At 62.9% G+C, this 25080-nt stretch carries 26 protein-coding genes; 10 read left to right on the top strand and 16 right to left on the bottom strand.

The features are described 5' to 3' along the window. Positions 1-49: 49 nt before the first annotated feature. Positions 50-775 carry an SDR family oxidoreductase gene (locus ASE95_RS15785; protein ID WP_022685489.1) on the bottom strand — a complete coding sequence of 242 codons (726 nt, stop codon included), beginning with the start codon at positions 773-775 and terminating at the stop codon, positions 50-52. Between the two features lie 152 nt (positions 776-927). Here ASE95_RS15785 and ASE95_RS15780 point away from each other — a divergent pair, with 152 nt between their 5' ends. Continuing rightward, positions 928-1824 carry an AraC family transcriptional regulator gene (locus tag ASE95_RS15780; RefSeq protein WP_056638386.1) on the top strand — a complete coding sequence of 299 codons (897 nt, stop codon included), beginning with the start codon at positions 928-930 and terminating at the stop codon, positions 1822-1824. 379 nt (positions 1825-2203) lie between these two features. Here the strand turns inward: ASE95_RS15780 and ASE95_RS15775 are convergent, their stop codons facing one another. Next, positions 2204-4126: a hypothetical protein gene (locus ASE95_RS15775; RefSeq protein ID WP_056638383.1), complete on the bottom strand. Its 1923-nt coding sequence runs from the start codon at positions 4124-4126 to the stop codon at positions 2204-2206. Positions 4127-4342: 216 nt separating this feature from the next. Between ASE95_RS15775 and ASE95_RS15770 the strand changes: the two genes are divergently transcribed. The 4 genes from ASE95_RS15770 (at position 4343) to ASE95_RS17400 (ending at position 8162) form a co-directional block, all read left to right on the top strand. After that, entirely contained in the window at positions 4343-4939 is a 597-nt protein-coding gene (locus ASE95_RS15770) for a recombinase family protein (protein WP_043061477.1), read from the top strand. Further along, positions 4932-6584, top strand: coding sequence for an IS481 family transposase (locus ASE95_RS15765; RefSeq protein WP_056638381.1), 1653 nt, complete (start codon positions 4932-4934; stop codon positions 6582-6584). The genes ASE95_RS15770 and ASE95_RS15765 overlap by 8 nt, the downstream gene beginning before the upstream one ends. Further along, positions 6584-7561: an ExeA family protein gene (locus tag ASE95_RS15760; RefSeq protein ID WP_056638378.1), complete on the top strand. Its 978-nt coding sequence runs from the start codon at positions 6584-6586 to the stop codon at positions 7559-7561. Before ASE95_RS15765 ends, ASE95_RS15760 begins: the two co-directional genes overlap by 1 nt. Positions 7562-7754: 193 nt before the next feature. Next, positions 7755-8162: a very short patch repair endonuclease gene (locus tag ASE95_RS17400; protein ID WP_082450197.1), complete on the top strand. Its 408-nt coding sequence runs from the start codon at positions 7755-7757 to the stop codon at positions 8160-8162. Here the strand turns inward: ASE95_RS17400 and ASE95_RS15755 are convergent. Genes ASE95_RS15755 through ASE95_RS15745 form a run of 3 tightly spaced genes read right to left on the bottom strand, consistent with a single transcriptional unit; the run spans position 8159 to position 10363 of the window. Then, positions 8159-9013, bottom strand: a complete 855-nt coding sequence (locus tag ASE95_RS15755) for a hypothetical protein (protein WP_056638375.1) — start codon at positions 9011-9013, stop codon at positions 8159-8161. The two genes, ASE95_RS17400 and ASE95_RS15755, sit on opposite strands and share 4 nt — an antisense overlap. Beyond that, entirely contained in the window at positions 9010-10155 is a 1146-nt protein-coding gene (locus ASE95_RS15750) for a DNA cytosine methyltransferase (protein ID WP_056638371.1), read from the bottom strand. The genes ASE95_RS15755 and ASE95_RS15750 overlap by 4 nt, the downstream gene beginning before the upstream one ends. Further along, positions 10148-10363 carry a hypothetical protein gene (locus ASE95_RS15745; RefSeq protein ID WP_056638767.1) on the bottom strand — a complete coding sequence of 72 codons (216 nt, stop codon included), beginning with the start codon at positions 10361-10363 and terminating at the stop codon, positions 10148-10150. The genes ASE95_RS15750 and ASE95_RS15745 overlap by 8 nt, the downstream gene beginning before the upstream one ends. A 127-nt stretch (positions 10364-10490) precedes the next feature. Between ASE95_RS15745 and ASE95_RS15740 the strand changes: the two genes are divergently transcribed. Beyond that, positions 10491-11243: a GIY-YIG nuclease family protein gene (locus tag ASE95_RS15740; RefSeq protein WP_056638367.1), complete on the top strand. Its 753-nt coding sequence runs from the start codon at positions 10491-10493 to the stop codon at positions 11241-11243. 4 nt (positions 11244-11247) lie between these two features. On the opposite strand, the gene ASE95_RS15735 is transcribed toward ASE95_RS15740, so the two are convergent. From ASE95_RS15735 to ASE95_RS15720, 4 genes are all read right to left on the bottom strand, one after another. Further along, positions 11248-11817 (bottom strand): recombinase family protein, encoded by a 570-nt coding sequence (locus ASE95_RS15735; protein ID WP_056638364.1) that lies wholly within the window; start codon positions 11815-11817, stop codon positions 11248-11250. A gap of 146 nt (positions 11818-11963) precedes the next feature. After that, positions 11964-12740 carry a TSUP family transporter gene (locus ASE95_RS15730; RefSeq protein WP_056638361.1) on the bottom strand — a complete coding sequence of 259 codons (777 nt, stop codon included), beginning with the start codon at positions 12738-12740 and terminating at the stop codon, positions 11964-11966. A 369-nt stretch (positions 12741-13109) separates the two neighbouring features. Beyond that, positions 13110-13880: an MBL fold metallo-hydrolase gene (locus ASE95_RS15725; protein WP_056638357.1), complete on the bottom strand. Its 771-nt coding sequence runs from the start codon at positions 13878-13880 to the stop codon at positions 13110-13112. Positions 13881-13911: 31 nt separating this feature from the next. Next, the gene (locus ASE95_RS15720; RefSeq protein ID WP_056638354.1) at positions 13912-14934 is read right to left on the bottom strand and encodes a zinc-dependent alcohol dehydrogenase family protein; all 1023 of its coding nucleotides are present in this window, start codon (positions 14932-14934) and stop codon (positions 13912-13914) included. A 92-nt stretch (positions 14935-15026) separates the two neighbouring features. On the opposite strand from ASE95_RS15720, the gene ASE95_RS15715 reads away from it, so the two are divergent. Further along, on the top strand, positions 15027-15911 hold the full coding sequence (locus ASE95_RS15715; protein ID WP_056638351.1) for a LysR family transcriptional regulator: 885 nt from the start codon (positions 15027-15029) through the stop codon (positions 15909-15911). Positions 15912-15967: 56 nt separating this feature from the next. Here ASE95_RS15715 and ASE95_RS17395 read toward each other — a convergent pair whose 3' ends face one another. From ASE95_RS17395 to ASE95_RS15695, 5 genes are all read right to left on the bottom strand, one after another. Then, on the bottom strand, positions 15968-16345 hold the full coding sequence (locus ASE95_RS17395) for a GFA family protein (protein ID WP_082450196.1): 378 nt from the start codon (positions 16343-16345) through the stop codon (positions 15968-15970). 73 nt (positions 16346-16418) lie between these two features. Beyond that, the gene (locus ASE95_RS15710) at positions 16419-17126 is read right to left on the bottom strand and encodes a DUF3108 domain-containing protein (RefSeq protein ID WP_156348084.1); all 708 of its coding nucleotides are present in this window, start codon (positions 17124-17126) and stop codon (positions 16419-16421) included. A gap of 272 nt (positions 17127-17398) precedes the next feature. Further along, positions 17399-17848: a hypothetical protein gene (locus tag ASE95_RS15705; RefSeq protein WP_056638345.1), complete on the bottom strand. Its 450-nt coding sequence runs from the start codon at positions 17846-17848 to the stop codon at positions 17399-17401. 33 nt (positions 17849-17881) lie between these two features. Further along, entirely contained in the window at positions 17882-18151 is a 270-nt protein-coding gene (locus tag ASE95_RS15700) for a hypothetical protein (RefSeq protein ID WP_056638342.1), read from the bottom strand. Further along, positions 18148-18735, bottom strand: coding sequence for a recombinase family protein (locus tag ASE95_RS15695; protein ID WP_056638340.1), 588 nt, complete (start codon positions 18733-18735; stop codon positions 18148-18150). The genes ASE95_RS15700 and ASE95_RS15695 overlap by 4 nt, the downstream gene beginning before the upstream one ends. Before the next feature lie 138 nt (positions 18736-18873). Here ASE95_RS15695 and ASE95_RS18605 point away from each other — a divergent pair, with 138 nt between their 5' ends. Together ASE95_RS18605 and ASE95_RS15690 are read left to right on the top strand one after the other, a co-directional pair. Continuing rightward, positions 18874-19875: a DUF4158 domain-containing protein gene (locus ASE95_RS18605; protein ID WP_443025466.1), complete on the top strand. Its 1002-nt coding sequence runs from the start codon at positions 18874-18876 to the stop codon at positions 19873-19875. A 3-nt stretch (positions 19876-19878) separates the two neighbouring features. Beyond that, positions 19879-21828, top strand: a complete 1950-nt coding sequence (locus ASE95_RS15690; protein ID WP_443025470.1) for a Tn3 family transposase — start codon at positions 19879-19881, stop codon at positions 21826-21828. A 467-nt stretch (positions 21829-22295) separates the two neighbouring features. On the opposite strand, the gene ASE95_RS15685 is transcribed toward ASE95_RS15690, so the two are convergent. Beyond that, complete coding sequence (locus ASE95_RS15685; protein ID WP_162234711.1) at positions 22296-23057, bottom strand: peptidylprolyl isomerase; 762 nt, start codon at positions 23055-23057, stop codon at positions 22296-22298. A gap of 219 nt (positions 23058-23276) precedes the next feature. Between ASE95_RS15685 and ASE95_RS17795 the strand changes: the two genes are divergently transcribed. After that, on the top strand, positions 23277-23777 hold the full coding sequence (locus ASE95_RS17795; RefSeq protein WP_156348083.1) for a hypothetical protein: 501 nt from the start codon (positions 23277-23279) through the stop codon (positions 23775-23777). Positions 23778-23901: 124 nt separating this feature from the next. Here ASE95_RS17795 and ASE95_RS17390 read toward each other — a convergent pair whose 3' ends face one another. Beyond that, the gene (locus tag ASE95_RS17390) at positions 23902-25020 is read right to left on the bottom strand and encodes a glycerophosphodiester phosphodiesterase family protein (protein WP_082450194.1); all 1119 of its coding nucleotides are present in this window, start codon (positions 25018-25020) and stop codon (positions 23902-23904) included. Between the last annotated feature and the right edge of the window lie 60 nt (positions 25021-25080).

Genomic DNA, 25080 nt, shown 5'->3' with positions numbered 1-25080 from the left:
ACCAGTCCAGGCAGACCGAAAGTCCGCCCGGACTGGTAGCGTGACGCGGCTACATGCCGGCTGCGGTCGGGCGGACGATGACCTCGTTGATATCCACCCCGTCCGGCTGTTCCAGGGCGTAGCGGATCGCCCGCGCGATCGCGTCGGGGGTGAGCGACTTCTGCCGCCACGTCGTCAGTGCAGAGGCGATCGCCGGGTCCGTGATGTCGTTGCCCAGTTCGGTCGCCACGACCCCAGGGGATATGATCGTCGTGCGGATGTCGTCATGCTCCTGACGCAACCCTTCGGTGATCGCCCAGACCGCATATTTGGTGGCGCAGTAGACGGCGGCGCTCGGCATCACGAAATGCGCCGCGATCGATGCCACGTTCACAACGTGACCCGCCTTCTGGGCGATGAACCGGGGCAACACGGCCGCGATCCCGTTCAGCACGCCGTGAACATTGACGTCGAACATCCGCGTCCACTCGTCCTGCTTCAGCGCGGCGAGCGGCGACAACGGCATCACGCCGGCATTGTTGATCAGCACGTCCACACGCCCGAACCGCGCTTCCGCGGCGTCGGCGAAGGTGGCGAAGCTCGCCGCGTCAGTCACGTCCAGCACGTGCCACGCGACATTCGCGCCCAATTCTGCCGCCAGCGCCTCGAGCCGCCCGGTCCTGCGCGCGCCGATGAAGAGGCGCGCGCCCCTGCCCGCCAGTTCCCGCACGGTGGCCTCGCCGATACCGCTGGACGCGCCGCTGATCAGCACGGTCTTGTCGATGACGTCGTTCATGATGAGTCCTCTCCTGTGGCCATGAAGGCTGGGCACAGATGGAACCGATCCACCGGCCGGCGTAAGACCGATCCGCCGCGATCCTTGCACGATTCTCCGGAACAAGGTGCGCCACGCTTGCCGAGGCCCGTAACAGCGGACACAGACCCTCAATGAGCACGATCGCAGATCTGGCCGCGCTGGCTGCACACCACATTCCGCGAACCGGTTTGGTGAGCACGGCAATAGATCGGCTGTCGCTTTTTCGGGCCGACGAACCAACCGTGCCCCTGCCCGCCGTCTACGATGCGTCGCTTTGCATAATCGCGCAGGGCGCCAAACGGGTCTCGCTCGGCGGACAAAGCCTTCTCTACGATGCCGCGCATTACCTGCTGGTCTCGGTCGACCTGCCGCTCGTCGGACACGTCATCCAGGCCGAGCGGGACGCTCCGTACCTTTGCTGCAAGATCGACATCGACCAGGCGGTGCTGGCGGACCTCATCCTGGCCGAAGGCGCCCGGGCACCCAAGGCCGATCTGCCGGCCCTTGCGGTATATCGCAGCGACGACGATCTGGTCGACGCGGCGTGCCGGCTGGTGCGTTTGCTGGACCAGCCCGACAGCCTTGCCGCGCTCGCGCCGCTGATCGAGCGGGAGATCCTGTATCGTTTGCTCAAGGGTCCCCACGGGCCCGCGCTTCGCTACATGGCGGTCGCCGACAGCCACCTCAATCAGGTCAGCCGCGCCATCGCGACGATCCGCAAAGGGTTCGACCGGCCGCTCCGTATCGGGGACATCGCCACTGCCGCGGGCATGAGCCCGTCATCCCTGCACGAACACTTCAAGGCTGTTACGAGAATGACGCCGCTCGAGTATCAGAAACAGCTGCGCCTGCAGGAGGCACGGCGCCTGATGCTGTCGGAAGGCACCACTGCGAGCGGCGCGGGTTTTGCCGTCGGCTACGAAAGCCCGTCCCAGTTCAACCGCGAATATGCGCGCCTGTTTGGCGCACCGCCCCGTCGTGACATCGAACAGCTGCAGCGCAGCGGCAATCTGCTGACGCCGGTGTAGTCCCGCTTATTTCCGACTCGACCCAAAGCCGGTCGTTCGAGCGCGCGCTCCCGCTGCCCGAAACCTGCCACTCGTTCATGTGAGCGGACCGACCGCTTTGACGAGCTCTGACGGACGCGGCGAATGGCTGGGATTGGGGACATTGCCGTCAGGCAGCTATCGGGTGCCTCGGTGCGGATAGCTGTAGGCGCTTGCACACGTAGCGTCGCCTGCTCGCAAACAGGGCCATTTTCTGCTCGCATTGACTGACAGCCGGTACGTTACGCTGCTCACGCTATGTGACAATGTACTCGCCATCATCCGCGTCCGCTCGCAAACGGCGGTGTCCTGCTCACATTGATAACCTGCCGGCCAGCGCGCTTGGATCGTCGATCCGATGTCACGGCAAGCGTTCCAATTTCCTCAGTTGATCCGCTGCCGCGTTCCCCCACTCGGTGTTCCCGATTTGCTCGGTCAGGCGGTCGAGATAGTCGGAGAGCTGGGCAGCCTCATCTGCGCGCGCTTCGTCATTCGCGACCAAGCGCGCTTCTTCCCTTGCGACCCGCGCGAACATTTCCGGCGAGATCGTCCGGCTCGCGACGTCGAACAGCCCCAGCCAGCTTTGCTCGAAGCTGACCGTCTGCCATTGGTTCAGGAAGAACCAGATGCCGAAGCGCAATGCTTCCACACCCAGAAAGCCTGTCCGCGCGGCATAGGCCGGAAAGACCTTCTCAGCCGCGAAGCCGTCGTGCTCCTGATCGACGGTCCGAAACCAGACCCGCAAGGCGGCTGCGCTCCTATCATCCAGCGTCGCGAGCGACAGCGCGGCTTCCGACAACGCGGCGGGCGCGTGGTCGTCAGTGCCGCTCATCAGCCTGTCACCGGGACGCTCCGTGGCATGTCGCCGAGTTGCGTCACCATAGGAAACCAGCAGACCCCGGAGAGCCTCGATCACCGGTTCGGCGTCGGCGACAGGCACGGCGCGGATCAACTCGAAAAGCTTCTGCTCGTTGAGGCGTTTGCGACCGGCCTGGAACTGGAAGCGGAGCGCACCGGCGAACGTCACGTCGCTCAGCGGGTTTTCGGTGATGCGCCGCGTCATTTCGTCAATCGTGTTCGCGAAGTCGACGACGGACATACCCCCCAGGTTGATGCTCTGCGTCGATCGCCGCTTTATGTCCGTTTCGACGATTTTATATGCACGTTCGCTCACACCCGGCCATGCTGGAACCAGGTGTCTGCTTTCTACAGTCTGCAACTCACCGATGCTTCCATCTATACCAACCTGACGGCGCGACTGGCGATAAAAACCTATATTTTTGTCGTCCAATAGTACCTTGTATTCACCGACCCGCATCGAAAAGCTTTGGGAATCATTGGCCCAGACGACATCATCGAGCTGGTTGAGAAATTTGCTTTTCGCAAGTTCTGCGACCTTGGCCTGTTCGGGGTGCATGCTCTCGGCATGGGAGCTCGGCAACAGCATGGGGCGTTCAGCGGCGGGACGTCGGAACCACGCATCCAGCAGCGCAACGTCGGCCGGATAAAGATCCAGTTCTTTCGGGGTGCGATATGCCACCATCAGCGTGCTGGCTTTGCGAAGTGGTTCGAGTTCGATCAGTTCCAGCGCGAGTGCGTATCGTGGCTTGCCGTCATCGCGCAGATCGGGGTGTTTCGCACCTGCCTGTCGTTCCGGCATGAACCGATCGAGAAGGCCGGTCCTTCTGCCTCGGGCCAGGAGCGGCGCATCGAGGGTATTGCGAAGTGCCCAGCGTCCATCGGGACTGATCCAGCGAGGGCCATATCTGGACACACTCCAGTATATTGCATCGACAAGCCAGTCGGTTTGCACCTCGCCGGTTTGCGGATGCAGGACGTGGCGCACGGTGCCCTGCTCCATGAAGTGCGATAGCCCGATAATCGCTCCATCGTCCCTGCACGCTAGTTGATGGACATGGGCATCGTCGGGCAGCTCATATGTCCTCGGCAGGCCGCTATCGACGGGAATCTGGTGGATCCGGTTGTAGCCCGCCTCGGGAGCGCGCTGCCCCGCGAGAAAGAAGGAGCGGTGCGTGGCCGAGAAGCAGAAGATGCGAGGCAACGCGAACACGGCCTGCGGACCGGCGATACGCCGTCGCTGCTCCAGATCGAAAATTGCCCAGTCACTTATGTAGCCGTAAGCGAAAAGATATCGCCCTTCGAAGACATGGACGGTTGCCGGGCCAGTTTCGAGGGGAATGAAAATCCAGGCGTCTGTGCCTTCGCCCGCTTCGACAATGGTCAGGCTCTTCGGTCCATACAGGGTGCTGACGGCGACTTGCATACTATCTCGCTTACGACAGCTTTGGCCCGTGCAATGCCAAGGTCCTGCATCGCCCGTACCGGAGAGACGCTTCTGCAAAACGACCGTTTCTGACGAGCCGGTCGCCTTGCCTGCCCGGCAACGTAAATCTGCGGGCCGGACTTTGTCAAAACTGTTCTGGAAACCGACTTCGCAAAACGGTATGCGGTCGACGGGTTTGGAGAAGATCGGACGCCCATGCGGGTCGGCTATGCGAGGGTCAGCACCAGCGACCAGAACCCCGAGCTTCAGCTCGACGCGCTGCGCCGCGCCGGCTGCGAGCGGGTGTTTACCGAGAAGGCGTCGGGCGCGCGCGATGACCGGCCCGAGCTGGCACGCATCCTGGAAGACGTGCTGCGTGCCGGCGACACGCTGGTCGTCTGGAAGCTCGACCGCCTCGCCCGTTCGCTCAAGAAGCTGATCGCCACGGCCGAGGAACTCGAGCGCGAGCAGATCGGGCTGGTGTCGCTGACCGAGAGCATCGACACGACCACGCCGGGCGGGATGCTCACCTTTCATGTGTTCGGCGCGATCGCACAGTTCGAACGTGCCCTGATCCGGGAGCGGACCACCGCCGGGCTGGTGGAGGCGCGCCGGCAGGGCCGCAAGGGTGGCCGCCCATCGGTAATGCGCCCGAGCGACGTCACCGCGGCCCGTGCCATGATGAAGGAGGGGACATTGCCGGTGCGCGACATCGCCAAGCGCATGGGCGTGTCGGTCGCCACCCTCTACCGCTATGCGGGCAAGCGCGGCAGCGGCGTACCGGCCAAGGAGCCTGTCGCAGCCCATGGCTGACCGGGCGAAGCGGCCGCCCGGAGAGGCGCTGGTCGACCTTCGCCGACGATTGTCGCTGTTGCCGCCACGCGATCCCGGCCGCACCGAGATCGTCGCCCGTGCGGCCGAGGCCTACGGCATCTCGATCTCGACGCTGTACCGGGCGCTGCGCGAGCTGAACCGGCCCCGGTCGGTGCGCCGGTCCGATCATGGCGCGACGCGGGTCGCACCGCAGGCGGAGATGGAGCGCTATGCCGAGATCGTCGCCGCGCTGAAGATCAGGACCACCAACAAGAAGGGCCGGCACGTCTCCACCGCCCGTGCCATCGAGTTTCTGGAAACCGATGGCGTCGAGACACCGGAGGGTCTGGTCAAGGTCGCACCCGGTCTGCTGAAGCGGGCGACCATCGACCGGCTGCTCCGCTCGTCGGGGCTGGACTATGCCCGTGTCACCCGCCCGCACGCGGCCGTGCGTTTCCAGGCGCGGCGATCCAACGAGCTGTGGCACTTCGACATGAGCCCGTCCGACCTCAAACAGGTCGAGGCACCGCTATGGATCGAACAGGGTCGCGGCAAACCGACGCTCATGCTGTTCTCGGTCGTCGATGACTGCTCGGGCGTGGTCTATCAGGAATATCGCAGCGTCTATGGCGAGGACGCCGAGTCCGCGCTGCGCTTCCTGTTCAACGCCTTCGCCGCCAAGCCCGAACCCGAGCTGCCGTTTCAGGGCCTGCCGGTCACGCTCTACATGGACAACGGCCCGGTCAGCCGGTCGCGCGTGTTCCAGTCGGTGATGGGCAGCCTCGGCATCCGCGTCCTCACCCACCTGCCGCCCAGACAGGACGACCGGCACACCGCAGCCCGTGCCAAGGGCAAGGTCGAACGACCGTTCCGCACCGTGAAGGAGGTGCACGAAACGCTGTACCACTTCCACAAGCCGAAGGACGAGGCGGAAGCCAATCTGTGGATGCGGCGAGCGCTGGTCACCTACAACAATGGCGGTCATCGCTCCGAGCCACACGCGCGGGTCGAACACTGGCTTCGGCATCTACCTGGCGAGGGCGTGCGCGCCATGTGCTCGTGGGAGCGGTTCTGCGCCTTCGCGCGCGAGCCCGAGCGGCGCACCGTCGCGGGCGACGCGACCGTCTCGGTCGAGGGTGCCTCCTACGAAGTCGAACCAGAGCTGGCCGGTGAGACGGTGACGTTGCTCTGGGGCCTGTTCGACCAGCAGCTTTTCGTCGAGCATGACGGCAAGCAGTATGGGCCTTACGAGCCGTCGCGCGGCGCGGTGCCGCTCTACCGCTACCGCAAGTACCAGAAGAGCCGGGCCGAGGAGCGGCTCGACAAGGTGGTCCGGCTTGCCGACCAGCTCGGGCTGCCCCGCGCGACCGTGACGGGCGGCGACCGGCCGCTGCCGTCACTGCCGCCCTCCACCGCAGGGCTTGCGGTACGGCAGACCCCTTTTCCCGAACCGGCGATGGAGACGGCGTACCCTACCGGGCTCGCCGCGCGTCACGCCATCGTCGACCAGCTGCGGCGACCGCTCGGTTCCCTGCCCGAAGCGGACCGCGCCTTCATCGACGCGCTGCTGGGTGAAACGCTCGACAAGACAATCATCGCCGGCCGCATCCGCGAGCGGTTCCAGGCAAGACGGGGGACAAGCTGATGCTCGCCGACGTTCAATCCAGCTACGGGCTGGCCCGCCCGTTTCATGGTGCCGGCAACTTCGAAACAGAGCATCAACGCAACCTCGTGCGCGAGGTCTGCGCGGCGATGCAGACCGGCCGGCTGATCGTCGTCTCCGGTCTGGTAGGATCGGGCAAGACGCATCTCCTGCGCCGCATCGAGGACGAACTGGTCAGGGCCGGCAAGGTCGCCGTTGCCAAGTCACTCGCGGTCGACAAGCGTCGGACCTCGCTGCCGTCGCTGATCGAGGCGCTGTTCTATGACCTGTCGCCCGGCGACCGCGCCCAGGTGAAGATCCCCAAGCAGGCCGAGCGCCGCGAACGCGACCTGCGGGACATCATGCGCAAAGGCAAGCGACCGGTCGTGCTGGTGGTCGACGAGGCGCACGACCTCCACCACAAGACGTTGACCGGCCTCAAGCGGCTGATGGAGGTGGTGGCCGACGCCGGCGTGCTGCTGTCGGTCCTACTGGTAGGCCATCCCCGGCTGCGCAACGACTTGCGTCGTCCGCAGATGGAAGAGATCGGTTACCGCACCACGACGTTCGACTATGAGGGCATCGGTGCCGAGCGACGCGACTATCTCGCCTGGCTGCTCGGCGCCTGCTCGGCCGAGGGCGTCAAGGTCGCCGATCTGATGGAGGAAGACGCCATCGACCTCATCGCCGAGCGCCTGCGCACCCCGCTCCAGATCGAGATGCACCTGACGCTCGCCTTCGAACAGGGCTTCCGGCTTGCCGCCAAGCCCGTCACGGTCGAGATCGTCGAGCAGGTGCTGTCGCGGGCGATCGACGACCTCGAACCCACCCTGACGCGCAACGGTTACGACGCCGGCGCGCTCGCCAGCCAGCTCAACACCCGGCCGTCCGACGTGCGCGCCTTCCTCGCCGGAACGCTGGACGCCGAACATACCCGCGAACTGACCGAGCGGCTCCGCGAGGCGGGGGTGCCGATATGACGCCGGTCACGAACTTCACTGGCATATATCGTGGGCAGGCCAGTCCTGTTTGCAAGTAAGCACGGATGATGGCGAGCATATTGTCATTTAGCGTGAGCAGCGCGGCTCGCCCGCTGTCATCCAATCTGAGCAGAAATCCGGGCTGTTTGCGAGCAGGAGGCGCTACGATTGCAAGCGCCTACAGTTATGGGCGATGGACACGCTTGAACCCGCCGCTCGATCAGAACGTATGCGCCGAGTCCGCGGCAAGGATACTCGGCCGGAAATGGTGGTGCGGCGGTTAGCCCATCGGCTCGGCTACCGCTTCCGCCTCCATCGCCGCGATCTACCCGGCAGCCCAGACCTGGTGTTCCCCGCGCGCCGAGCGGTGATATTCGTGCATGGATGCTTTTGGCATCAGCACGACTGTCCGCGCGGATCACGCCGCCCTTCAAGCAACGCGGCATACTGGCACCCCAAGCTCGCCCGGAACGTCGAGCGGGATGGAAAGGCGCGGCAGCAGCTCGAAAACGAAGGCTGGTGCGTCCTGGTACTGTGGGAATGCGAGATGCGGGATGCCGACCAGCTATCACGCCGTCTGGTCAGCTTTCTCGACGTTTAAACACGCCGGATCGGCACCATGTCCGACACCTTCTGGACCACGCCAGCACGCCGGATCGTGGTGCGCCGCATGAGGTCGGAGCCGCCTTGTCGCAGCTCGAAATCCACATGGTTCAATTCAGTGTCGTTGCCTTTGAAGCAGCGGTGGAACGCCGACAGCAGCTCCACCGCTTCGAGTGGCTGCGCTGAAACATTGGCGGCGGCGCTGGACGGCACGACGCTTGGAAATAGGTAGATGCAGGCCGGCGGAACCCGAAATGGGCCAATGTCGGTGAGCCGCGCTTCGTCGCCGGCAATCTTAGGGCACGGGCGGCCGATCGTGCCGCACACCATGTCCCAGACGATCAGACCATCAACACGCTGGTTGCGGGAGATAATATCGGCGCTCAGGCGCGTATGGATTCCTGACCAAGCATTGCGGCGGGGATCGGCGCCGAGGTTGGTGCAGATGCTCCAAATCACGAACTCGTCGGCATCGGCTGGTCGCTCGAAGATATTGGTGTTGTTGCCGTCTAGGCAGCCTTTGAGGTCGATGACGGCGGTACGGCCCGACGGGAGCCGCACCCGGTAGTCATTGCGGCTGGAATCTTCGGTGAGGTCCCACCCAGCGATGAAGTCCTCGTCCTCCATGTGGTTGAGGACGTGTTGGACGAACTCGCGCTTGGCGCGCATCGTCGCGGAGAACTGCCCTCTCACCCGCTCGACGGCGCCGCGGAACAGACCCGAGTTGTAGAAGTCACGTTCGTCCAAGCCATGATCGCCGAGCCGGTGCGCCTCGGTTTTCAGAACCTCGGCGAACCGCTCGATTTGCGCGCGCAGATCGCTGTTCTGCTCGCACGGTATGACGCTCATGCAGCAGCCCGTTCGGCAGCCTCCGCCATGCCCAACAGGGGCTCTAAGATATGGTGGGCGAGGTGCCGAACGACCGGCACCGCCACCCCATCGCCGGTCAGGTGGTATGCCTCATTGTAGTTGCGCGGCAGCTTGTAATCGTCGCCCAGACCCATCAAGCGCGCCGTCTCGCGCGCCGAGATCAACCGCGACCGCACCTTTGGGCCATCGATGACGACGATCACCTGGCGGCTGGAACCGCCGGCGGGCGTGCGCAGGCAGCCGGACACGTCATCGAAGCGAACTTCGGCGCGTTGCATCTTTTTGCCTCCCTCAACTCGCGTGCGTTTATAGACGCCGCCGACCATACGGCGCCCTGCCCGCTTGGCGGCGTTCACCTTGGCGAGGTTGATGGGCGACATCATGCCGAGGAGCTGCTGCGTTTCCGCAGGCGTGTGCCAAGACACGCTTGACGGGTTCTCCTCGATCATGCTGGCGAACGTCGTGTTGCGTCGGTTGGGCGTCGGCATGTTCCACCACAACATGCCCTGCCGCAGTTCGGCCGGCAGCCGTTCGACCGCGCTTTGCAGACCCCGCGTATGGAACGGCTCGATCGGCCCAGGCGCGAGCAGCGCCGGGTCGACCGTAACGTCGGCATGAATGCCGATGACGAACAGCCGGGGGCGGGAGTGAGGGAGGAAAAGGTCCGCGTTGATGACCAAGGCACCGCAGCGATAGCCTGCGTCCGCAAAGGTCTGGCAGATCGCCTCGAAATCTTTGCCCTCGTGTGAGGTCAGCGTGCCGCAGACATTCTCGAGTGCGATCAGCTTGGGTGCCCGTCCGTCCGCGATGAGTCCCCGGATCACGTCCCAGAACGGGTAAAAGGTGCCCGAGCGTTCGCCGCGCAGCCCTGCCCCGCCCCCCGCCAGCGACAGGTCTTGGCAAGGAAATGATCCCCATACGAGATCGGCCACGCCAGGCAGCTTGGCAGCGGTAATCTGCTTCACGTCGCCGACCGTCAGCTCACCGCTGGTGCCCCAATTGGCTTGGTAGGTGAGCCCCTTCTTATGGTCGAAGTCGTTGGCGAAAAGGCAGGTCCAACCCGCCCCCAGGCCGGCGCGCGCCATGCCGCCGCCGGCGAAGAACTCGTAGAAATTAGCCATTGGCGACCTGCCCTTCCCCGTGGCGATCGTTGGCGCTCGTCTCGCGCGCCAGCTTCTCCGCGACGGCTTCGGTGATCCACGTGTTGCGCGAGACGTTGCCGAGGCGACCGGCGCGCGCCGCGTCGATCAGGGCGAACGTCTCGGCCGATAGGCGGAGGTTGATGCGATCGAGGTCGCGCACTGTGGTAGGCTTGGGAAGCGTAGTCATGGCGCCATTGTGGCGCCACATTACGGCCTTGTCCAGTATGTTCTATATGTGTTCCCGATTTGCAAGGCCGATCGGGCTCGCGCCCATTCCCCTGCCCGGCTATGTGTCACTAAAACTTGGAGCGTGCATGGACGGTCGGAATCCAGACGAGATCAACTTCCCTCCGTTTGAAACGGAGGATTTGCGCAAGAATCTCGCACGTTATCTTGATAGCGCCTTCACTGCCGAAGGAGCTGCTGGTGCGTCGAAAGTCGGCAACTTCAAATGGGGCGTATACGCCTTCTTCGATTACGACGGGGAGCCGATCTACGTTGGGCAAACTAACGAGCAGCTTCGCACTCGCATCCGGCGCCATTTGACCAATCAGCGAACCGATGCCGTTGCCATGTCCGTGCTTGACCCTTTCGAGGTGTACGAGATCGAGGTTTGGCCGCTTCCGGCCCTACAAGAGGCATCTAAGCCGAGAAGCAAGACGGATGCGCGTTGGGCGGCATGGGAGTCGGCCGTCGATCAACTCAACGCACTGGAGCGGAAGGTTTACGACCAGGCGATCGAAAAGAGCCAGTTCAAAGCTATCCTGAACGAGAAAGACCCACCGCTGGCGAAGGTCGAGATCGAGGCACCACCATCGTTCAGAGGACGCATCGTTTCTGACGAAGTGTTCGCGATCCGCTCGCACCCCGATTTCAGGATTGCCCGACGTGCACTCATCATCGCCCGGCTTGCCCAGGTCATTGCCGAGCGGAAGGTTCAAGGCGGATTACGGCGGGTCATGCTGATCCAGGCAAAGCGTCTGCAATGGCTTGCCGATCGACGGTATCATGCCTTGGGCGGGGCAGCATCGGTGGCACGGGAAGATAATGCTGGTAGCGATGGGTAACTGACTAGGCCGGCTCCTGCCGTTCGCTTGCCGGGAACTGCCGATAAAACGTCGAAAGGCCAACGCCCAGCAGCTTGGCGATCCGCGCCGGCTTCTCCCCCACCGCGAGTAGCTTGCGAGCCGTGTCGATCCTGTCGGGCGTCATTACCAGTTTGCGCCCTCCCCCTGTGCTGCCCTTCTCGCGCGCTGCCGCCAGCCCGGCGATCGTCCGCTCCTTGACCAGCTCGCGTTCCATCTCCGCGACTGACGCGAGGATATGGAACAGCAGCCGGCCCGAGGCGGTGGACGTATCGAACCCGTCCGTCAGGGAGCGAAAATCAATGCCCCGTGCCGCCAGGTCCGCTGCCAGCGCGATCAGACCCTGGATCGAGCGGCCGAGCCGATCAAGTTTCCAGATTACCAGCGTGTCGCCGGCGCGTGCGAAGCCCAGCGCCTCGACCAGCCCCGGCCGGTCGATCTTCGCGCCGCTCGCCTTGTCGGTGAACACCTTCTCGCACCCGGCCTTTGCCAGTGCATCGAGTTGCAACGTCAAATCCTGATCGGCCGTCGAGACACGCGCATAGCCGATCAGCATCTTTCCCGTTTCCCCGTCAAAATCGGCAGTTTCGGGAATTGTAAATCGGGAACAGGTTTCGGGAAAGCGAAACCCTCAGACAGCCGTCAGCGCGAGCGGTGCCGGCCGGATTCCCGTCACAGGTTCGTTCGTGGGAAACCGGAAGCCTAGCGCAAAATGTGCCACAGCGGGTTGGCCGGGTCAGCAAGCAGCTTGATCGTCAGCGCGAACGACATGACCACCAGCAACGGGCGAACGCCGCGACCGCCGAAGCGGATCGCCAGCCATGTTCCTAGCTGGTTGCCTGCGACGTTTGCCGCCGCCATGCCTAGCCCGAGCATCCAGAGCACCTTGCCACCTGCGATCATCGCCATCAGCCCGGCGATATTCGTGGCCAGATTAATGACCTTTGTGTTGGCGATAGCCTTGAGCAGGCCAAGGCCGGCAAGCGCCACCAGCGTGGTTGTCAGGAACGAACCCGTTCCTGGGCCGAAAAACCCATCGTAGAAACCGATCCCTGAACAGACTGCTGTTAGTCCCCAGCGACCGAGCCGAGCGTGCCGATCGACGTCACTCATCTTTGGCGCGAGCAAGAAATATAAGCCCATCGCGATCAGCAGCACGGGAACGAATGCAGACAGGAAGCTGGGATCGACATGCTGAACCGCAGTCGCGCCGAGGACCGCACCGATGAACGCCCCAGCGGCCGGGACGGCAAAAGCCCTGAGATCAATCCGTCCAGCACGAAAAAAGGCGATCACCGCCGAGCCGGTGCCGATCGTGCTTTGCAGCTTATTGGTCGCAAGAGCTGCGACCGGCGGCACTCCGGCGGCCATCAGCGCCGGGATGGTTAGTAGCCCACCACCGCCGGCCAGCGCATCGACGCCACCCGCCATGAACGCGATTAGGATCAGGAACGAGAATGTTTCGGAAGCGAGATGCATCGCCTCACCCCCCTATACTGAGGTTGTAGATGTTCACAGCCAGTAAGGTTTGCCGCGATCCGGCTTTCCCGATCAACGGATCGTTTGCGGGAAGGATGGTCGGGAGTGAAGCGGTCAACAACGCTGTTGAGGCTTAATCCTGGCTTCTTCAGTTTGCCGCTACGCTCATCACGCCGGGGTGCGGGTAGCGAAACCAGACCGGAGTACCCAATTTTTTGTGTTGATGGCTCTGCCGTTACGCGATGCGGTCGGGGTGATGGCCAGCTCCGGTAGTTCAACCATCCAGCCGTTGCCGACATCAACTACCTGGCCTGGCATCATCCACCGCTGAGACCTCACCTGGATAAGCGATCAACACCGCCCCCGTCGTCAGAAGGTGTACGACTGGTCGTCCTCGGGCACCCGCAGGCTGTCGGCAAAGCCGTTGACCTGGGCAAACGAGCGGAGTTCGTCGCGCTTGAGGATGCAATGGTTGACAGCCTCCATGTGGCTGGCGATCAGGACCGCGCCCGGCGCTGCTTCATGCACCTTCTTGACGTCCTTAGTACCCATGATGATCGGGCCGAGTCCTGTGGCCTGCGCGAAGCCTGCGTTCAGCACGATGACGTCAGGCGCGTAGGTCGCAAGATTGTCGGCTACCTCGTCGTTCCAGACGGTGTCGCCGGCGACATAAAGCGACTTTCCGCCGTCTTGGCGAAAGACTATCCCGCACACCTCGCCCAAGGCCTCCTTCAAAACGGCCATCACTGCCTCACCGCCATGCGAACCTGCCGTCTTGATAAGCGACACACCTTTGAATTCGCTGTCGGCTCCCAGCACACGGACATCGCTGAAGCCTTGTGATCGGATCAGTTCTGCATCCGCTTCATGCTGCGCGAACACGGGCAAAGCTTTGGGAAGCAGATTGGATGCGGCTTCGTCCCAATGGTCGATGTGCGTATGGGTGACGATGACGGCATCGACGGAGCGCAGTTCGTCGGATGACGTCTTCAAATCGACCAGCGGATTGCTCAGCTCGCTATTCGGAGATCCCGGGAATCCGGGGTAGGTGCCCTTGTCGGCCAGGAACGGGTCGACGAGGAACCTGACATCGCCATATTCGACGATGAGCGTGGCGTTGCGGACTTGCTTGATCTTCATAACACAGCATTACCTTGAGAAAACTGACGGATCACCCGGCGAGAGGCGGAACTTCGACCACGATCTTGCCGACATGCTCACCGCGGGTGAGTGCCAGAAGCGCTTCCTTGGCGTACTCGAACGCATAGGTGCGGGCGATCACCGGACGAATTCCGTGGAGCGTGATCGCCGCGTTCATCGCTTCGAACATCTCGCGCGAACCCACGTTCATGCCGCGCAGAATGGCGGACGTACCAAGCAGCGAAACCGGATCCAGCAACTCACCGGGCGAAGCGCCCAGCAGGCTCACGATTCCACCCGGGCGGACGCTCGCGATGGCACGCGAAGTGGTGCCCTTTCCGCCAATGTCGATGACGTGATCGACCCCGCGGCCTCCGGTAAGTCGCCGCGCTTCGAGCTGCCATTCCGGATGCGTGCGGTAGTTGATCGTATCGTGAGCGCCGAGTGCGCGGGCCTTCCCCAGTTTCTCGTCGCTCGAGGAGGTGGAGATGACCTGCGCACCGGCTGCACGCGCGAACTGGATAGCGAAGGTCGATACACCGCCCGTCCCCAGCGTCAGCACCGTTTCACCGGGCATGAGGGGCCTGAGGCCGAACAGGGCGTTCCACGAGGTCACGCCTGCGACCGGAAGCGTGGAGCCTTCTACGAAATCGAGGTGCTCGGGGATGGCGACGAGCCCGTCCTGATCCATGGCCACCATCTGCGCGAGCATTCCGTCGAGCAGACCGCAGCGTTGCGTCTGAAAACTGTCCAGTGGCTGTCGGCCACCGATCCAGCTCTCGACGAAGGTGCCGACGACCCGGTCACCCACCTTCCACCGGGTAACGGCCGGCCCTGTTTCAATGACGACGCCCGCCCCGTCCGATCCGGGTATGATGTGTGGGCCAGCGACCGGGAATCCATAATTTTTGGTCGCGAGCAGAACGTCGCGGAAGTTGAGGCTCACCGCCCGAACCGCTACCAGAACCTGCCTGTCACGCAGGACGGGAACGGGTCGTTCCACAGCCCGCCAGGTGTCGATGTCTTCCCGTTCCCCGATCTCGTACGCAAGCATGCCAGCACTCCTTGGATCACAGACATGTAGCAATGACCCAGCCTGTCGATTAGATGGACAATATCTGATGGGCTGGTGAACCAGGTCGAACAATGACGCAGCATCTGCAAGAGATTGCGGCCTTCGTAGCGGTAGCCGATAGCCTGAGTTTTCAGCGCGCCGCACTCGGGCGTGGCGTCACCCGTTCAACGCTCAGCCATGCCGTAAAAACGCTCGAACAGCGGCTCGGAGTCCGCCTGCTGAACAGAACAACCCGGAGCGTATCGTTAACGGAAGCGGGCCGCGCTCTTCATGCCCGTGCCAGACAGGCGTTGGGCGAACTCGATCAGGCTATCGAGGCAGTCGATGATTTCCGCACACACCCGGTAGGCGCACTTCGCCTGACGGTGCCGCGTGCAGTAAGTCCGAGCGTCATCGGCGCGCTGGCCTCGCTTGTCGCAACCCATCCCAACGTGTCGGTCGAGATCGATGCCGACGATCGGCTCGTGGACATCGTTGCCGAGGGCTTTGATGCCGGCATTCGCTTCGGCATCAACATGCAGCAGGACATGATCGCCGTGCGCCTCGACCGCGCCTTTCACTTCGCGGTTGTGGGCTCCCCCACGTACCTCATCGAACGCGATCCGCCCATGGTGCCAGCGGACCTGCGCCACCACCAGTGCATCCTGTACCGCCTGCCGAGCGGGGTACTCTTTCCCTGGACCTTCGAGCGCGGCGGGGAGATCAGCAAGGTCGACGTCACCGGCCCGCTCATCTTCAACGATCAGAGCCTGATGATCGAGGCGGCACTGCAGGGGGCCGGCCTCGCCTTTGTCTTCGAGGAGCGCGCACGCCCTCATCTCGACAGCGGTGATCTTCTTCGCTGCCTGCCGGAATTTACACCGCAGTTTAGTGAGCTTTTCCTCTATTATTCTGGCCGTCATCATGTCTCCGCAGCGCTCAGAGCCTTGATCGATGCGCTGAAAACGCGGAACTGACCGGGACAGAAGTATGCGCTCATTCCCGTTTCGGCATCCTGATGGGAAGGGGTCGGCTACCCTGCGTCGATCGTGCACCAAGCGACGCGCCGCTGCTCGAACACCTGCACCCCGGGCGGAGGAAAGTCAGTAGACGCGAATGCTCCCGCAGGCACAGAGATCATGCCAGGACGCATCTCCACGTCGTAAAAGACGGTTGAGCCGCAGGTCGGGCAGAAATGATAGACGTTGGTTCGGCCGGAGTCCGTCGCACGGACAAAACTATTTCGGTCGCCCGCCGTCGTCACTGCCTCGGCAGGAAAGCTCGCGTTCCATGCAAAGGCGCTGCCCGTCCGACGCTTGCAGTTCGTGCAGTGGCAAACGGAGACACGATCCGGCTTGCCGACGCAGATCGCACGAAGCTGGCCGCAATTGCATTCTGCCTGCCACTCCATAGCTCGCTCCTCCTGCGCGGCATCTATAGATCGACAGCTGGCGGTTCCACCGGTCGTTCTCCGTTCTCGATCCTCAGCGAACCGATGATTGGCATACGCCGCCAAGGCGCTGACCACTCGGACCGGCTGCATAACCCAGCTCCTGCCGCGTCGCCTTGGCGATCCTGTAGCGCGCGAGCTGAGCCGGATCGTCACCGGCCTCGACGATCCACGCCGCTACCTTGCCCGATGGTGTGTCCACGTCCTCGCTGCCGACGACCCGCGCGGTGAAGGTGCCGAAACCCTTGTCGTACTGCCAAAACGGAACGGCGTAGGTGCCCCCCTCCTTCAGCGGCAACGCAGCGAAGGTAAATCCCCACAGGTTGCCGTCCCAAGTTGGCCCCGTCAGCGCCACGTCCAGTGGAGCCGATCCTGTCGCCGTCTCCTTCACCCCGCGGATGCCATGCGCGCCATACTCAATGCTGATCCGGTGCCAGCCCTTGTCGGTGCGTTCGCGCCCGCGCTGGCTATCCATTTTGATCGGCAACAGCGTCTTGCGATCAACGACGAAATGGTCGCGCATATCGAATTTGCCGCTGCCGAGCTTCTGATGCACGACGATATCCCACACTGGCTTACCGCCGGCTCGCGATGCCGTGACCGTCTGCAACGTCGAGCCGATCGTCTTGTCACCGGCTACAATCGCGTAGCAGGTCGAACCGGCCTGAAGGCGAGTGCCTTCCAATTTCGGCGTCGCCGCGCCCGTAATGGCGAGCGCCGCGACCATGACCAACGTCTTCATCAAGCTTCCTTCCAATAAGATGAGTTGGCACCGGCCTTCCGCCACCATGCCAATAGCGGGATCGCGGCCAACTCGATCGCCAGCGCCGCGAACTGGATCGCGGTGCCGCCAGCGTTCGGGATGGTCGTGGTAGTGATGTGGACGATCAGCGAGGCGATGATGGTCGCCCCCGGCCAGAGAACCGCTGCCTTGCGCCATCCCCCTTCAAGGGGTGACTACACGAAAGTGCATTCTGCGTACGGTAGGAGCGAACGAGCAGTGAACGCCGGAGTTCAGTCGGCTACCGTGGTGTCCTGATCGATCACTGCTGCCCGTACACCGAGCAGCCAAGGCACCCAAGCCAGCGCATATGCGGCCCAGAGGTATTCGTACCAAGGCATTGCATGACCCAGTTCAGCGACGATGCCGAAGACGCACAGCACGGCCGCTCCTCCGAACACAAGGCTGGCCGCGACGGTGCGGATGGGGCGATCCCACCTGATCGTGGCAAGGCGGGTCGCTGGATTATAGTGCCGGAGACAAAGCCACGCGATGCCCAGCACGACGGGCGATGCGACGATCGTCACCAGAATGCTGCCGTACATGGGGATGCCGATGCTGTCGCCATCAGAGGGCAGGACGCCCGAGCGGAGCACCTGCGGCCAGTAGACGAAATTCAGAACCGGATAGAAGGCCAGCAGCAATCCGGTCAGGATCCACAGCGGTCTGGCGCTTGTCGGCATCGTCGATCTCCTGCTCTTGGCCTACCCAAGCATTCAGCGCCGAAACGGGATGACGACGGCCTGGTCGAGAAAGGCGCGTATGCCCTCTTCCTCGACGGTGCGGCGGAAGGTGGCCCATGCGGCATCGTCGGTGACGAAGGGATCGTCCCACACCGTCGAGGTGCCGCTTTGGTTCACCACCTCCAGCGTCCAGCCCGGCTCGTCCTCAAGACGGATGATGTGCACCTCGACCGTGATGCCTTGCTCGGTGACGGTGCCGGATAGCCCGGAGGTGACGATGTTCGGATCGCGTTCGCCTGTCATGCGCCTGTCCTTGTTTCGCCGGAGCGCTGTGCGCCCGTACCTTCCAGCGCCTTGTAGAGCGCGGTCTTGCCGATCTTCAGTCGCCCGGCTGCCTCGCGCACCGTCAGGCCTGCGGCAATGTGTGCGCTCGCCTTGCGCAATTTTTCGGGTGTAACGACCGGACGCCGACCACCCTGCGCCCCGCGTTCGCGCGCGGCACGCAATCCGGCCTGGGTGCGCTCGCGGATCAGGTCGCGCTCGAACTGGGCCAGGCTGCCGAAGATGTTGAACACCAGCATCCCGCCTGGCGTCGTGGTGTCGATGTTCTCGGTCAGCGAGCGAAACCCGATGCCGCGCGCCGCCAGATCACCGACCTGCGCGATCAGATGGCGCATCGAGCGGCCGAGCCGGTCGAGCTTCCAGACGACCAGCGTGTCGCCGGCCCGCAGATAGGCGAGCGCCTCGGCGAGCCCCGGCCGGTCGGCCCTGGCGCCCGACGCCTGGTCGTCAAACGTGCGCTCGCAACCGGCGCGGACCAACGCGTCATGCTGGAGCGCCAGCTTCTGGTCGGCGGTGGAGACCCGCGCATAGCCGATCAGCGCCATGCGCGGGTCCGAAGTGTCCGTTTTCCCATCTTGAGGCGATCTTGTCCGAATCGCCGTCAAAGGTCCAGAGTTGACGGACACATTCACGCTGGCCGTCCAATCACCGTCTGACGGACAGCCCCAGGGAGGTTCAGGGTCATGGCGAGGCGACGCCTGCTCACCCGCGAGGCGCTGGCGCGTCAGCTCGATCCACCGGCCGACGAACGCGAGATCGCACGGCATTTCACCCTGACACGGGAGGATCTCGATTGGGTCTCGATCCGGCGTGGTCCTGCATCGCAGGTCGGCTACGCCATGACGCTCCTTTATATGCGCTGGCCCGGGCGGGTACTCGGCGCGGACGAGACACCGCCCTTATCGATCCTGTCGTTCGTCGCCCGTCAGCTCGATGTGCCTGAAGCGGCGTGGCACGACTATGGCCGTCGTGAGCCAACCCGCCGTGCGCATCTCGCCGACCTGGCACGGCGCATGGGCTATCGGGCGTTCGGCCGGACCGACTTCCACGCACTGGCCACCTTCGCCATGCCCGTGGCGCAGACCATCATCCAGCCATTGCAGCTGGCCGAGATCGTCATCGACGAAATGCGACGTCGTCGCCTGTTGCTGCCGCCCGTCACTGTTATCGAGGCGATCGTGCGCCGAGCGCGCCGGCAGGCCGACGAACTCGTCCACGATGTGCTGACCCAGGGGCTGGGCGATGACGGACGTGCCCGCCTCGATGCGTTGCTCGCCCATCGGGGCGACAGGGGGGCGACGTGGCTGTCGTGGCTGCGCAACCCGCCGCTGTCGCCAGCCCCGCGCAACGTAGTGCGCCTGCTCGAACGACTGGATCATGTCCGGGCGATTGGACTGGTGCCAGCGCGGGCAGCTACGATCCCGACCACGGCCTTCGACCGCATCGCCGACGAAGCCGTGCGGATTACATCGCAGCATCTGGCGGAACTGCCCGACCGGCGCCGCCATGCCGTTCTGGCGGCAGCCGCGCTGCGGCTTCGCGAGAGCCTCGCCGATGCGGTGCTGGCGATGATGGACAAGCTGCTCGGCAGCATGATGCGGCGCGCCGAGAACCGGACGCGCGACAAGGCGCTGGTTACGATCCGCGCGCTCCAGGCGCAGTTGCGCCTGCTCACCGGCTCCTGACGCCTGCTGATCGATGCACGGGCGCAAGGCTTGGACTCGCTTGCCGCGATGGCGATCGACTGGGAGAAACTGGGGACAGCGGTCGGGGAAGCGGAAATCCTGGTTGCGCCGGAGACGACCGATCGTACCGCCGAGCTGATCGACCGGCATCGCTCGCTGCGCGCGGTGATCGGGCCGTTCCTCGAAGCCTTCACCTTGCAGGGTGCCGGCCCGGTGCAGGGGCTGCTCGATGCGGTCCGGGTCGTCAGCGATGTCTATCGGACCGGCAGGCGACGCCTGCCCGACGATCCGCCGCTTCGCTTCGTGCCACCATCGTGGCGGCCCTTCGTGCTACGCGACGGGCAGGTCGTCCGCGCAGCCTATGAACTATGCGTTCTCACCCAGTGGCGCGACCGGCTGCGCGCCGGTGACATATGGGTGGAGGAAAGCCGCCAGTATCGCGCCTTCGACAGTTACCTCCTGCCACCCGCGACCTTCGCGGCGCTGCGCGAGCGCGGCCCCTTGCCGCTGGCTGTCGACACCGACTTCGATACCTTCCTGACCGGTCGCCGCTCCCGCCTCTATACCGCGATCGAACAGGTCACGGCGCTTGCCCGGCAGGGGGAACTGCCCCAGGTACGGCTCGACGCCGGCGGGCTCGTCATCTCGCCGCTCAAGGCCGTGACCCCGCCCGATGCGGAGGACGTGCGGCGCATGGTCTACGACCGCCTGCCGCGCGTGAAGATCACCGATCTGCTGCTGGAAGTTGATGGCTGGACCGGCTTTTCCGAATGCTTCACTCATCGCCGCTCCGGTCGACCGGCCGATGATCGTAACGCGCTTCTCACCGTGATCCTGGCGGATGGCATCAATCTCGGTCTGACCCGCATGGCGGATACCTGTCAGGCGGCCACTCTGCGCCAGCTCGCACATCTGCATGACTGGCACGTCAGCGAGAGCGCCTATGGCGCGGCGCTGGCGCGACTGATCGACGCGCATCGCGCCCTGCCGCTAAGCAGCCTGTGGGGCAACGGCACCACGTCGTCGAGCGACGGCCAGCTCTTTCACGCCGGCGGGCGCGGGGCCGCGATCGGCGATATCAATGCGCGTAACGGCAACGAACCCGGCGTCAGCTTTTACACTCACATTTCGGATCAATATGACCCTTTCGCGAGCCGCGTGATCGCGGCGACGGCGGGCGAGGCGCCTTATGTCCTCGACGGGTTGCTCTACCATGCCACCGGTCTGTCGATCGAAGAACATTACACCGATACCGGCGGGGCGTCCGACCATGTATTCGGCCTCACGCCGTTCTTCGGCTACCGCTTCGCGCCGCGTTTGCGGGACCTGAAGGAACGACGCCTGCATCTGCTGCCGGGGCAGGATGCCGGAGCGTTGCTCGCCGGACTGACCGGCGATCCGATCGCGGTGGGCCACGTCGCGGATCACTGGGACGAACTGCTCCGGCTCGTTACCTCGATCCGCAGCGGCACCGTCACCGCCTCCGCGATGCTGCGCCGGTTGTCCGCCTATCCACGCCAGAACGGCCTTGCCCTGGCGTTGCGCGAGGTCGGTCGGATCGAACGGTCGATCTTCATGCTCGACTGGTTGCGCGACATCGACCTGCGCCGGCGTGCCCAAGCCGGGCTCAACAAGGGAGAGGCGCGCAACGCGCTCGCCCGAGCCCTGTTCTTCAACCAGCTCGGCGAACTGCGGGACCGCCGGTTCGAAAACCAGACCTACCGCGCCTCCGGCCTCAACCTGCTCGTAGCCGCCATCATCCTGTGGAACACCCGCTACCTCGAACAGGCCATCGCCGGCATGGCCGTGCCTCCCGAAACTGCCCGCCACATCGCACCGCTCGGGTGGGAGCATATCTCACTCACCGGCGACTATCGCTGGAACACCGACGACCGCCCTCCTGCCGGCCGGCTCAGGCCGCTACGCACACCCACATCGTTGCTTGCGGCATGACGCGGCATCGTGTTCGCTGATCGTTCACGTCTGCCGTACGCGCAGCGTACTTTCGTGTCTTAACCCCGAAAAGAGCACTGGAACAGGGCAGAGAGGCTGGACGCTGCAGGATACGGTGAACGACAGCTCGTTGGCCACTTGCCAGTCGGCTCCACGTTAGAGGTGATCGTGCTCCCGACATTGGCGATATGCGTTACTTCCAGTCATAGCGAGGGGTTCAATTACGCGACCGGGTTTGACGAGCGGCACGCGGAGACTCTCTCTGAACGCGACCGAGCGATTGCTCGTGCGACGTGGGCCCGCCAGGATTGCATCTTCTGTCGCGATGCTGCTGCTTGCCGCTACGGTTGGCAACGCAGGTGCTCCGCGCCTCGCTGTTGCCGCCTGCATGGTGACGCTGATCAGCTGCGATCTTCGGGGCGCACACTTATTGGCCACCAGACGTAATACTCAACCTTTGGATCAGCCTACCGCGCGTCTGGATCGCTAGAGGGAATGCCACTTTCCAACGCGTTTGCGATTAGGGTGGGGAGCCTGTCGTGAATGACATCCTGCTCGACCCAGAACCGGGCGGACCGCGTGTTAGCCACAGTGCGACTGTCAAGACGGATGAGGTGGTAGCCATCGGGTCCACGTACGGGCGGCGTGACGGCGAGCTCGGGCAGTCGGCCTACATGATCGAGGAAAAGCGGGTTCATAGTCACGCCTTTCATGGTTGGTAATATACCGCCATGAACGGCGGTATCCGCATCTTCAGACAGCTTCTCCGCGACCTCTGCGAACGCCGTCCCGGCTTTAATGCGGGCGTGCACCTGATTGGCGAGCGCTAATGCTTCCTGATCAGTACGCGTTTTACCTTTCGGGCTTGATCCCACGGTGATGAAGATATGGCTGAGCCTGTACTCGTCATAACGTCCTGGGTGCTCCGCGATGCGGGCAATGACGTCAGCGTCCGAAACCACGATGGAATCGATCAGATTTCTACGAGCTGCCTCTGCCAGGATGATTGTCTCGGACGCTGTCAACGCTGTTTGCACGTCGGGCCGCAGTGGCAGCCCCTTCACTCGGGCGAAACGGGCCATACCGATAATCTCGCCGGTTTTTGCACGCTCATCTGCGGAGGGCTCAATTCGCTTGAGCAAGACTGGCTCGAAGATCCACGAAAAATCAATGCGAGTTCGCAGCATTTTGCCGATCAGCGCCGCTTCCTCTCCGGGATTTATGGCCAAATGGGTGGTTCTATCCGACGTAGCCTGCATCTGCGAAGCAACGGGGCTGGAACAAAGCATTGTTAACGCAAAACATATTATAGGAAAAATCCTCATTTGCTGCCTCTCACGATGATTTTAACGTCGGCACGTGGATTACCATCTATGGGTAGACCACATAGCGCCAAGTGATCTAAAGAAGGCATTCGTAAAATCTGGGTTATCGCGGGGCAAATCAGGATGAGCGACAATACGTCAAGAAGCATGACTAGACTTTTCCTGTCCACAGCTTCAGTTGCAGTTTGCCTAGGCGGCGGCATGTATGTTTTTCATGATCAAATGAGCGGTGCGTCGTCAACCAGTCAAACACCTAGTATTATTGTTGTTGATACCGCCATATCTTCTGAAAAGGTCGCTTCATCACAAAATGATACTGTCCAACGCGGCTTTGATATGGTGAACACGCCTCTGCCCGACGGCCAAACTGTAACTCGACGTCTGGCCCTGTCGCTGCCGAGCCTGAAGGAGATTGTCACCGAATGCAGTGGTGCGTCATGCACCGTGAGTGCCAAGGCGGCCGGCTCCCGGAACGAGGGCGATCAACAAGGCCTCGAGCAAATGGTGAGCAATGACATTCCGACCGCGCTTTCCCAATCCGGCTACACTCTGATCGAGCCGCTGCAGATTGAGGAAACAGGCGCAGATGAAACACGGATCTTGCTTCGGATCTCGATAGCGTGAGCGGGGGCATCCCAAACCACGACAGTCAGAGACGCGCGATTTCCTCGGGATCATATGGGGCGCCTTTCCTCCGGCCGCTGGATCAAGTCGGGGAGCGTCTTGGAAAGACACTCCCCGAACCAGCTTAATCGTACCGCTTGAGATGACTGTTGCGCTTTCCCTTACCCGCGAGGAACTTGACGACACCGTTCGGATCATCCGACGTGATAAGGCCGAAGTGCTCGGAATTGATGAAGTCGAGGTTTCCGCGTCTATCATCGGTGTCACGACCCGCATTCTGACGCATCACAATGTAGTGGTAATAGACATCCGAAAGCCTGTAGCAGCATTCTCCGGTATTTTTGTAAAATGCATTGGCAACGGGGCCATCCGGGATGGCATGGAAAACGCCGACCCTGTTCCCATTATGCTGAACCTGGTTCTTCTGGTACGACAGCAAGCCATTGTGCTGCTTGACGTTTATTTCGACCGTCTTAGTGACTCGACCCCATTTGTTCAGGCTGTCAGCGACGTTTATCACACCGAGCATATTTGTAGTAAATACAGGAATCGGCGCCAGCCGCGGCGCGTCCCGGAAAAATGCAGCGGGATCGGGATAAAGGGTTGCGTTGACCTTGGCACCCATCGTGGAAGCCGAATTCGGCACCAAACTTCCTGCCAGTTGATCAAGCCTGATGACTGCGCTGGTCGTCTTTGTGTCGAAGATAATTGGGGTCGAAAGCCTGTTCAGTACCCATGACTGTAGTACGCCGCTGACACGCGGCACCCGGTGCAAACTGACGCCGTTCCGGTCCGGCGTCAAAAGCCTGAGACGATCAATATCAATGGCCGCGACGTGATTGATTGCCGGATTGGTGCCCGAGTTGTTCATCGGATTGTACTTCGCGCCTCCCTTAACGGAGTAAACGTCTGTCGTACGACCCAGATGAAAATCATGCAGAAGGTAGAGAACACCATCTTGCGATTCTTTCACATCCACCTCGATGCCGTCCATGCAGGCATGGTTGGCTGAAACAATCGCTGCTGTGGAGTTTTCTGGAATGGAATGATCGCCGCTGTTGTATTTGCCCCAGTACCCCCGATGCGCAAGAACCATCGTATCGGCGGTATGTCGCCGATTGAGGATCTCGGCCATGCGATCCGATGCCTGAAGGCATTGGGCAAATGCGGCCGGTGCGTTGACCAGACCAGCGAGCACAATCGGCAGCGCTGCGCGACGTAGGAACGTGTTCAAATGCCTCATCGGTATGTCACCTTTTTCCCGCAGTTGAATCGAGGCGTACCATCAGTCCCGTCGCGATTT

Origin of the sequence: Sphingomonas sp. Leaf231 (assembly GCF_001421995.1) — a bacterium.
Lineage (GTDB): Bacteria > Pseudomonadota > Alphaproteobacteria > Sphingomonadales > Sphingomonadaceae > Sphingomonas.
Note: the sequence above shows the minus strand (reverse complement) of the source record. Positions and strands in the feature narration are given on the sequence as shown.

Coding starts and splice junctions, on each gene's coding strand:
- ASE95_RS15745 (WP_056638767.1), bottom strand. CDS start 10,363: ATGACTACGCTTCCCAAGCCTACCACAGTGCGCGACCTCGATCGCATC.
- ASE95_RS17390 (WP_082450194.1), bottom strand. CDS start 25,020: ATGAGGCATTTGAACACGTTCCTACGTCGCGCAGCGCTGCCGATTGTG.
- ASE95_RS17400 (WP_082450197.1), top strand. CDS start 7,755: ATGGACACGCTTGAACCCGCCGCTCGATCAGAACGTATGCGCCGAGTC.
- ASE95_RS15760 (WP_056638378.1), top strand. CDS start 6,584: ATGCTCGCCGACGTTCAATCCAGCTACGGGCTGGCCCGCCCGTTTCAT.
- ASE95_RS15710 (WP_156348084.1), bottom strand. CDS start 17,126: ATGAAGACGTTGGTCATGGTCGCGGCGCTCGCCATTACGGGCGCGGCG.
- ASE95_RS17395 (WP_082450196.1), bottom strand. CDS start 16,345: ATGGAGTGGCAGGCAGAATGCAATTGCGGCCAGCTTCGTGCGATCTGC.
- ASE95_RS17795 (WP_156348083.1), top strand. CDS start 23,277: ATGAGCGACAATACGTCAAGAAGCATGACTAGACTTTTCCTGTCCACA.
- ASE95_RS15775 (WP_056638383.1), bottom strand. CDS start 4,126: ATGCAAGTCGCCGTCAGCACCCTGTATGGACCGAAGAGCCTGACCATT.
- ASE95_RS15720 (WP_056638354.1), bottom strand. CDS start 14,934: ATGCTTGCGTACGAGATCGGGGAACGGGAAGACATCGACACCTGGCGG.
- ASE95_RS15715 (WP_056638351.1), top strand. CDS start 15,027: ATGACGCAGCATCTGCAAGAGATTGCGGCCTTCGTAGCGGTAGCCGAT.
- ASE95_RS15780 (WP_056638386.1), top strand. CDS start 928: ATGAGCACGATCGCAGATCTGGCCGCGCTGGCTGCACACCACATTCCG.
- ASE95_RS15700 (WP_056638342.1), bottom strand. CDS start 18,151: ATGACAGGCGAACGCGATCCGAACATCGTCACCTCCGGGCTATCCGGC.
- ASE95_RS15730 (WP_056638361.1), bottom strand. CDS start 12,740: ATGCATCTCGCTTCCGAAACATTCTCGTTCCTGATCCTAATCGCGTTC.
- ASE95_RS15740 (WP_056638367.1), top strand. CDS start 10,491: ATGGACGGTCGGAATCCAGACGAGATCAACTTCCCTCCGTTTGAAACG.
- ASE95_RS15765 (WP_056638381.1), top strand. CDS start 4,932: ATGGCTGACCGGGCGAAGCGGCCGCCCGGAGAGGCGCTGGTCGACCTT.
- ASE95_RS15695 (WP_056638340.1), bottom strand. CDS start 18,735: ATGGCGCTGATCGGCTATGCGCGGGTCTCCACCGCCGACCAGAAGCTG.
- ASE95_RS15735 (WP_056638364.1), bottom strand. CDS start 11,817: ATGCTGATCGGCTATGCGCGTGTCTCGACGGCCGATCAGGATTTGACG.
- ASE95_RS15785 (WP_022685489.1), bottom strand. CDS start 775: ATGAACGACGTCATCGACAAGACCGTGCTGATCAGCGGCGCGTCCAGC.
- ASE95_RS15705 (WP_056638345.1), bottom strand. CDS start 17,848: ATGCCGACAAGCGCCAGACCGCTGTGGATCCTGACCGGATTGCTGCTG.
- ASE95_RS15755 (WP_056638375.1), bottom strand. CDS start 9,013: ATGAGCGTCATACCGTGCGAGCAGAACAGCGATCTGCGCGCGCAAATC.
- ASE95_RS15725 (WP_056638357.1), bottom strand. CDS start 13,880: ATGAAGATCAAGCAAGTCCGCAACGCCACGCTCATCGTCGAATATGGC.
- ASE95_RS18605 (WP_443025466.1), top strand. CDS start 18,874: ATGGCGAGGCGACGCCTGCTCACCCGCGAGGCGCTGGCGCGTCAGCTC.
- ASE95_RS15750 (WP_056638371.1), bottom strand. CDS start 10,155: ATGGCTAATTTCTACGAGTTCTTCGCCGGCGGCGGCATGGCGCGCGCC.
- ASE95_RS15770 (WP_043061477.1), top strand. CDS start 4,343: ATGCGGGTCGGCTATGCGAGGGTCAGCACCAGCGACCAGAACCCCGAG.